The following is a 248-nucleotide window of genomic DNA, read 5'->3' on the forward strand; positions in this document are numbered from 1 at the left end:
GCGATTACAGGTGGGTTAGGTACATCAACAATTGCTACAGGAATAAAGCAAGGAGCGACTCAAGCATTGAAACAAACCACCTCACAGAGTATACAGAAAGTTGCATCGGGTGGATTAGTTGGCGGTGTTTCTGCCGGTTCAACTAGCGCTACAGTTCAGGTTGTCGGGTCTGATAATTTAAGTGTGGACGGTACACAAGTTGCTATTGACACAATTAAAGGAGTAGCTGGTTGATCTGTACCAGCAAC

1 protein-coding gene is annotated in these 248 nt (G+C 45.2%); it reads left to right on the forward strand.

The genetic code is table 11. The features are described 5' to 3' along the window. On the forward strand, positions 1-234 hold a 234-nt coding region (locus V7D78_RS16335), incomplete at its 5' end, for a hypothetical protein (protein ID WP_333609522.1). Between the last annotated feature and the right edge of the window lie 14 nt (positions 235-248).

This window comes from Arsukibacterium sp. (assembly GCF_036735525.1).
GTDB lineage: Bacteria > Pseudomonadota > Gammaproteobacteria > Enterobacterales > Alteromonadaceae > Alishewanella.